We start from the raw sequence: 296 nt of genomic DNA, 5'->3' as shown, positions 1-296 counted from the left end.
AGCAGCAACGTATACCAGGCGCGCCGCCGCCACAAACCCCACGTGATGGCTATGGTGGGTCCGTGACCGAGCAAGGGCGAACCGTCGAATCCGTCCGGCGCGCCAACCTCGGCAGCATCCTGGGGATCGTCCACCGCGAGGGCCCGCAGTCCCGCGCCGCGCTCACCGAGTCGACCGGACTGAACCGGTCGACCGTCGCCGACCTCGTCGCGACCCTCGTCTCGTTCGGCCTCGTCGTCGAGCGCGCACCCGACCCCTCGCACCGCGTCGGCCGCCCCTCCCCCGTCGTCTGCGTC

General features: G+C 72.0%; 1 protein-coding gene. It reads left to right on the top strand.

Going from position 1 to position 296, the window contains the following annotated elements:
• Positions 1 to 62: 62 nt before the first annotated feature.
• Positions 63 to 296, top strand: a 234-nt coding sequence (locus KVT44_RS55965) for a helix-turn-helix domain-containing protein (protein ID WP_217576956.1), incomplete at its 3' end; no start/stop codon positions are given.

Origin of the sequence: Streptomyces sp. GbtcB7, from assembly GCF_019091445.1 — a bacterium.
Lineage (GTDB): Bacteria > Actinomycetota > Actinomycetes > Streptomycetales > Streptomycetaceae > Streptomyces > Streptomyces mirabilis.
Note: the sequence above shows the minus strand (reverse complement) of the source record. Positions and strands in the feature narration are given on the sequence as shown.